At 50.2% G+C, this 241-nt stretch carries 1 pseudogene; it reads right to left on the bottom strand.

Annotated elements, in window-relative coordinates:
• Positions 1 to 241 (bottom strand): annotated as a pseudogene (locus AAEY72_RS16115) (glutamyl-tRNA reductase); the annotation flags it as partial.

The following is a 241-nucleotide window of genomic DNA, read 5'->3' as shown; positions in this document are numbered from 1 at the left end:
CACCAACAGAGTACGATTGGGCAAGTCATCAAAAATCTGCGTGACCAGCTTGGCAGCAGCGAAGCTAAGCGATACTGCTTGAGCGCCAACCTTGGTCTCATTACGTACCCGTTTGGCAGCAGCAAACACCTGATCGACGATCCAGCCTAGCTGATTGCTTAAGGCTTTTTGATCTTGCGCCAGATGTACAGAGCGCTTAATTTGACCGAGTATCTGCGGTTCGCCCAATATCATAGAGTCC

The organism is Psychrobacter sp. W2-37-MNA-CIBAN-0211, assembly GCF_040309405.1.
GTDB classification, from domain to species: domain Bacteria; phylum Pseudomonadota; class Gammaproteobacteria; order Pseudomonadales; family Moraxellaceae; genus Psychrobacter; species Psychrobacter glaciei.
The sequence above is the reverse complement of the archived record's forward strand: the minus strand, read 5'-3'. Positions and strand labels throughout refer to the sequence as shown.